The sequence below is a fragment of the Desulfonatronospira sp. genome, assembly GCA_003563255.1.
Lineage (GTDB): Bacteria > Desulfobacterota > Desulfovibrionia > Desulfovibrionales > Desulfonatronovibrionaceae > Desulfonatronospira.
In genome coordinates this window covers 1-6,884 of sequence record PWSL01000483.1, presented here as the reverse complement: position 1 = coordinate 6,884, position 6,884 = coordinate 1, and the positions used below count along the sequence as shown (strand labels likewise).

The 6,884-nt window shown below is 48.8% G+C and carries 3 protein-coding genes and 1 pseudogene; all 4 read left to right on the top strand.

Going from position 1 to position 6,884, the window contains the following annotated elements:
• Positions 1-147: 147 nt before the first annotated feature.
• Positions 148-2,700, top strand: coding sequence for a PAS domain S-box protein (locus QZP87_RS14235; protein WP_291323587.1), 2,553 nt, complete (start codon positions 148-150; stop codon positions 2,698-2,700).
• Between the two features lie 314 nt (positions 2,701-3,014).
• Positions 3,015-5,747 (top strand): response regulator, encoded by a 2,733-nt coding sequence (locus tag QZP87_RS14230; RefSeq protein ID WP_291323586.1) that lies wholly within the window; start codon positions 3,015-3,017, stop codon positions 5,745-5,747.
• Positions 5,748-6,039: 292 nt separating this feature from the next.
• Positions 6,040-6,339 (top strand): annotated as a pseudogene (locus QZP87_RS15645) (GSU2403 family nucleotidyltransferase fold protein); the annotation flags it as partial.
• 85 nt (positions 6,340-6,424) lie between these two features.
• On the top strand, positions 6,425-6,884 hold a 460-nt coding region (locus QZP87_RS14225), incomplete at its 3' end, for a Druantia anti-phage system protein DruA (RefSeq protein WP_291323585.1).

Here is a 6,884-nt window from a genome sequence, read left to right as displayed (position 1 = left end):
TCCGGGGACTGGCTCTCCCCGCACTTATTTTTAAAACCTGTCAATCATCCTTCAGAAAAATAAGTGCGGGGGTGCCTGTCCCCAATTTAGACAGGTTGGAAAGTTTTTATAAGTTTCGCTGTAGAGTTAACCAGCTTGGAGTATACCATGCCACAAAAACCCGCTTCCAAAGACTTTTCCGTCCCCTCCCCGGAAGAATGCCAGGATCTGTTCACAAATGCCCCCATCGGCATCTTCACTTCCACGCCGGAGGGCAGGTTACTCTCTGTTAACCCGGCCTTAGCCAAAATGTTTGGGTATGAAACACCCCCAAAGATGCTGGAGTCGGTCACTGACATTGCGTCACAACTATATGCCGATCCTGCTGACAGAGAAGAGTTCAAACGTCTTTTGAGCGAAAAGGGCGAATTGGTGAATTATGAATGCAGGTTCAAACGTAAGGACGGAACCGAGTTCTGGGTATCCTTGAATGCCCACGCGGTACGGGACAAAGACGGCAATGTCGTCAATTATCAGAGCTTTGTTGCCGATATATCAGAGCGCAAGCGGTCCGAGGAGACGTTGCGGGCATCGGAAGAACGTACCCGGCATTTGAATGCAGTTCTGCAGGCCATCAGAAATGTCAACCAGCTTATCACTCAAGAAAATGACAGGGACGCTTTGCTGCAAAAGTCCTGTGAAAATCTGGTGCAGACCAGGGGTTACTATAGCGCCTGGATAGCCCTTCTGGACGAAAATAGAAGCCTTAAAGGACTCTATCATGCCGGTCTTGGGGACGGTCCCGGGCAACTCAGGGCACATCTTGCAAATGAGCAGCCCTTGTATTGTATGGATGCTGCTGTTCAAGATCAAGCTGTGCTGGTGGTGGATGATCCCTTTGAGCAGTGTTCAGCTTGCCCTTTGAGCATCAGTTATCAATTCAGAGCCGGGATGTGTGGAAGACTGGAGTATCAGGAACGCTTATTTGGAGTGCTCTGTGTATCCACCCCTGGTTATATGGCCTATGATCAGCAGGAACTGGATATTTTTCAGCAACTGGCCGGGGATATTGCCTTTGCCCTGCACAACCTGGACATGGAGAGAGAGCGTGAGCGTCATCTGGAAACCCTGCACATGTACGAGGTGATAATCTCTACGGTTAAGGATCCCATGTCCATTGTGGACCGCAACTATGTCTATCAGGTGGTGAATCAGGCCTACCTGGACACCTTTGCCAGGAGTAGAGAGGAAATAGTCGGACATACCGTGGAAGATCTGTTAGGGTCGGAAGCATTTTACAACATCGTCAAGCCCAGAATGGACCGCTGTTTTCAGGGAGAAGAGGTGCATTACGAGGCCTGGTTCGATACTCCCCGTGGGGACAAAGCATTTCGCTCAGTCCGGTTTTTTCCTTATCTGGATGCCGAAGGTGAAGTGCAGGGAGTGATCGTCAATGCGCGTGACAATACAGAACCTAAACGTCTTGAAGAAGCTTTGCGCCGGTCTAAGGAATATTACCGAACACTCTTTGAAAATTCACCCATTTCCTTGTGGGAGGAGGACTTTTCCGAAGTGAAAGATCGTCTGGATGCTTTGAAGTCCCAGGGAATACAGGATCTGAGGGCTTATTTCAATGAATATCCCCAGGAAGTTCAAAAGCTTGCAGAAATGGTAAAAGTGCTGAATTTCAACCAGGCCACCTTGAAGCTTTACAGGGCATCCTCCAAAGAGGAGCTTTTTGCCGGGATAACCAGGGTATTTGCTGAAGAATCCCCTGAGGATTTCATGAATGGCTTGCTGTTGATTGCCCAGGGGACAAAGGAATTCTTCCTGGAGAGAAAACACCTCACCCTGGATGGAGAGCCCCTGGATGTAGAGCTTTACTGGTCCGTGGCCCCGGGGCATGAAGAGAGCTATTCCTGTGTTCTGGTAAGCATCGTGGATGTGACGAGGCGCAAACAGGCCGAGGAAGAAATCAGGAGCAAAAATCAGCAACTCCAGAAATCCAACGCCGACAAGGACAGGCTGTTTTCCTATGTGGCCCATGACCTTAAGTCGCCCATTTCCGGCTTTGTGAACCTGACTCAGGTTTTATCTTCGGATATTAAGGCTTTTTCCCTTCAAGAACTTGAACACTTGGCCGGGGAAATGCACAAGAGTTCGGAGAACTTGTATGCTCTTCTGGAAGACCTCCTGCAATGGGCTAAAATGAAACAGGGGATACTGGCTTACACACCAGAATCAGTCTGTCTGAACGATATCGTGACCGCTGGAATTTCTGTTGCCAGGAACGTGGCTGATAAGAAGGAAATTGATCTCTGGGATAATGTCCCCAGAGGAATGAATCTATTTGCTGATCAGCAGATGGTTTATTCAATAATCCGTAATCTTCTTTTCAATGCCATTAAATTCACGCATCGGGGTGAAAACGTGTCCATCCATGCTCATCAGGAAGGGTCCATGGTCAGGGTTATGGTGCATGATGACGGGATGGGCATGGATCAGGAAACAGCGGCTGGATTGTTTGCTATCGATCAAAAAAGATCTGTCAAAGGTACTGAAGGTGAGAAAGGGACCGGCCTGGGACTTGTTTTGTGCAAGGAGTTTGTGGAAAAGCATGGAGGTAGAATCTGGGTGGAGAGCGAGCCGGGCAAGGGTACAACTGTATCTTTTACAGTGCCTTATGACCAAAATAGCTGTGGAAACAGCAGTTATTCATGATCCAGCTTTGTATTTTAGTATCTGTTTAGCGCTTTGCATGTGGCAGGGGGACTGGCTCTTCCGGGACCCACTTGTCCCAATAAATGAGATGTTTTAAGCACAAAATGATGCTCAAGTGGGTCCCGGAGTGCCTGTCCCCTGCTTTCCTTAAAAGCGCTAAACAGATACGTATTTTAAAATTTTATAACATATAGATGGGTTTCCTGATGCCATCCATTTTATTATATTCGGAGTTTTCGCATGCCTTGGCCATCTAGCATCGTATCCAGGGAGGCATTAATGACCAGTGCAAACCAGACCATTTAAGGACAGATATGCTTAGCAGCACCGGGATTACGGACAAAGACGGCCCCCGCTCTATTCTTATTGTGGATGATGAACCGGAACAGAGAATTATTATAAAAAAGATCCTGACTTCTGCAGGCTACCAAAGCCTTGAGGCTGAAACAGGTACTGAGTGTATAGAGCTTATTCGCAGTCAGGGACCTGATCTGGTTTTACTTGATGTCCATTTAGCCGATGCAAGCGGTTTGGATATCTGCAGGCAAATCAAGGCTGATTCTGATATCGCAGATACCCACATCATGTTTCTGTCCGGGGTGAAGACAGGCCCTCAGGAACAGGCCCGGGGGCTCAGGGCAGGCGCGGATGGCTACATAGTCAAGCCGGTGCACAAAGAAGAGTTTCTGGCCAGGATTGAGGCCTTGATGCGTGTTGTACACACAGAGGAAAGGTTGAAGGAAAGTCAGCATAGACTTGTGTCGGCACAGCGCATAGCAAAAATGGGGGATTTTATCTGGGATGTGCAAACCGGGGAGATAACCTGGTCGGACTCGCTATATGAGTTGTTGCAGTATGACAGGTCTCAACGAATTGATTTTGAGACAGTCAATAATCATGTTCATCACTCTGATGATGTCCAGGATATTGCCGACTGGCTTAAAAAATCCCTGGCATCAGGCGAACAAGACCTGCCCCCCATGGAATACAGGGTCTTTCGAAAGGACGGGCAGGTCTTATACGTAAGGACCACAGGTGTTATTTTCTATAAAAACAACAAAGCTTCCAGAGTGTTTGCCACTGTACAGGACGTTACCCAGCAAAAGCAGGCTGATGAAGCGTTGAAAAAGAACGAACAGCGATTTCAAAAAATGCTGTCCCTGATCCCTGACATGGTGTCCATACAGGACCCTGATATGAATATTATTTACAGCAACTGGAATGGATTCGCCGGTGTTCCTGAAGAAAAAAGGGTTCTCAATACCAGGTGCTATAAGACATACAGGGGGTACGACCGTATATGTCCTGACTGCAGGGCTGTTAAAGTTTTAGAATCCAGGGAGCCTTTTGAAGAAGAAGCAATGTTGCCCGACGGCACATGGGTCGATTTAAGAGTCATACCTGTTCTGGACCAGAACGGTAATGTTGCATTTTTTGTGGAATGGGTCAGAGATATAACCAACATCAAGCGCTCGGAGGAAGACCTGATCGCCGGCAAGAGACTGCTTGAAGGTATAATTGACGGCGTTTCAGATGTTTTATCCATCCAGCATCCCGACCTGAGCATCGAACGCTACAACCAGGCGGGTTATGACCTCTTGGGCATGGCCCCGGATGAAGTGCAAGGGAAAAAATGTTATGAACTGATTGGACGTGATCATCAGTGTAAAGAATGTGCTACAAGTAAAGCTTTTAAAACCGGCAAGTCAGAGCAAGTTGAAATGTATGTGGCCGAGCTGGGCATCTACTTGGACTGCCGAAGTAATCCAGTACTGGATAAAGATGGCAATGTGGTGCAGTTTGTACAGCATTTAAGAGATATTACCCACCGCAAACGCGCCGAGGAGGAATTGCTTCGGGCCAAAGAGCAGGCCGAGGCCGCCAACCGGGCCAAATCCGAATTTCTGGCCAACATGAGCCACGAACTGCGCACTCCCTTCAATGGCATAATGGGCATGATGCAGATTCTACAAAATACAGAACTCGACGATGAACAACAGGAATTCGTCAACCTGGCCATTAAATCGTCTGAAAGGTTCGCCCGCCTGCTTTCGGACATTCTGGAGCTGTCGAACATTGAAGCGGGAAAAATGATCATCTGCCATGCAGAGTTCAGCCTCCAGGAACTGCTTGAGTCCTTATCCGGTCTGTTTTCGGCAGAAGCCCGCCAAAAGGGACTCATGCTGGAATTATTCATGGATCCTGATGTTCCGGCACAAGTCATTGGCGACGGGACCCGGGTCAAGCAGATCATGTTCACCCTGGTGGGCAATGCCTTGAAGTTTACAAAGCAGGGAAGAGTCCGGGTGCATCTGGTTGCTCTCCCTGGGGCCAGGGTAGACGATGTCAGGGTGCAGTTTTCCATATCCGATACCGGCATAGGAATACCCGAGGACAAAATGAGAGATCTGTTCAAGCCTTTTGTGCAGGTAGATGGATCGTATACGCGCAAATACCAGGGGGCAGGTCTAGGCCTGTCCCTGGTCAAACGCCTGGTTGATATGATAGAAGGAAACATTTCCGTTGAGAGTGAAGTGGGCCGGGGGACCACCGTGCACGTGGTCCTGCCTTTTGCCCTGCCGGCTGTGGATCACCTGGAGTCTGCTATTGCAGCCACTACTCAGCGGGAGTCGAAAAAGTACCTGGATATCCTGCTGGCGGAAGACGACAGCTTGAACCAGTTATTTATGAAAAAGATGCTGGAAAAGCAGGGGCATAATGTTGTTCTGGCCAATAACGGGCAGGAAGCCGTGGACCTGTTTCAGGAGCAGAACTTTGACTGCATACTCATGGACATTCAAATGCCTGTGATGACCGGGGTGGAGGCGACTCAGCGCATTCGCGCCGCAGAGGTCGGAGATCGGACGTCGGAGATCGGAGGTCGGATGTCGGGCATTCCCATCATCGCTGTAACCGCTCATACCCAGCCAGGTGACCGGGAAAGGTTCCTTGATGCCGGAATGGATGATTACATAGGCAAACCGGTGAATCACGAGGATTTTCAAAGGGTGTTCAGTAAGTTTTTCGGGCAGGAGCATTTACAGTAATAACCGTGGCAAGAATATGTAGTGAAGTTTACCGTTTACGGCTAGTGGTTGAGTTAATCCTGTCAAAAAATTCTTTTCTTTATTGTTGCGGACAAAGCCCGCGTTAGGCGCTTAGCACAAATTTCAAACCAACATGTTGGTGACTTTTTCTGACATCCTGCTTGTCACGCCTATGGCGTGATAAAACAAATCCGAAGAATTTTCTGCATAGCAGGGTTTAACTGGGCCTGCTCCCTTGTATAGGATCACGGGCACGGCGTAAACTCCCCTCCTTGATGCTGTCCCCTACCTTCGGATCCTTCTGGATCACCCGGTTACTCACAGCATCCTGGATCTGGTCAGGGTGACCGTGCCGTCCATGCCGGCTTTTCTAATTCACAAGCTTGTTGTGATTCACAAGCGAAGGGATCCTGCCAAAAAGGAAAAAGACCTTCGGCAAGCAAAGGCGGTGGCCAAAGCTGTCGCAAGGGATCAGAAACAGCTCGAAACCTTACGAAGGTATTTTACAATTTCGGACATGCACACCTGTGGACCTGCGCAAATTGAGGGGGAAATCCTCCTCCTGTTTCTTCCAATCTCTCCAGAAGGCTAACCCTGCCCTTGACCCCAAAAATGTTTGTGACATTCAATAAAATTTCGTGTATGCTAGAGACATGCACACACAAATTCAGAATCAAATGAAGCGTAGGTTGTCCCAACCCGAGAATATCGAATATGTTGTCAGGCTGATTGAAAGTAGCGAACACCCCAACACAAAGCAACTGGCAATAGCCTTATGCCAAGACCTTGGTTTTTTGGACTTCCAGGGCAATGAGCAGCATGCAGGTTGCGTCAAGGCTTTACGGGAGCTTGAAGCCGCTGGACACTTTGTTTTACCTTCCAGAAAGGGAAAGAAGCTGAAACTTAAACCGAAGCGCTTAAATACCCCTGTTGCCCCTGCTGAAGACGTACCAGACCGGGCTGACCAGGTCTGCGGCCTGGAGTTGGTGCTGGTGGATACCAGCGAAAAGATGCGAATCTGGAACGAGCTGATGATCCGCGAGCATTATCTGGGTGCTGGACCTTTTGTTGGCAGACAACTGCGTTATCTTGTTTACTCTGATCATGGTCTACTCGGTGCTCTGGGCTTTGCCGCAC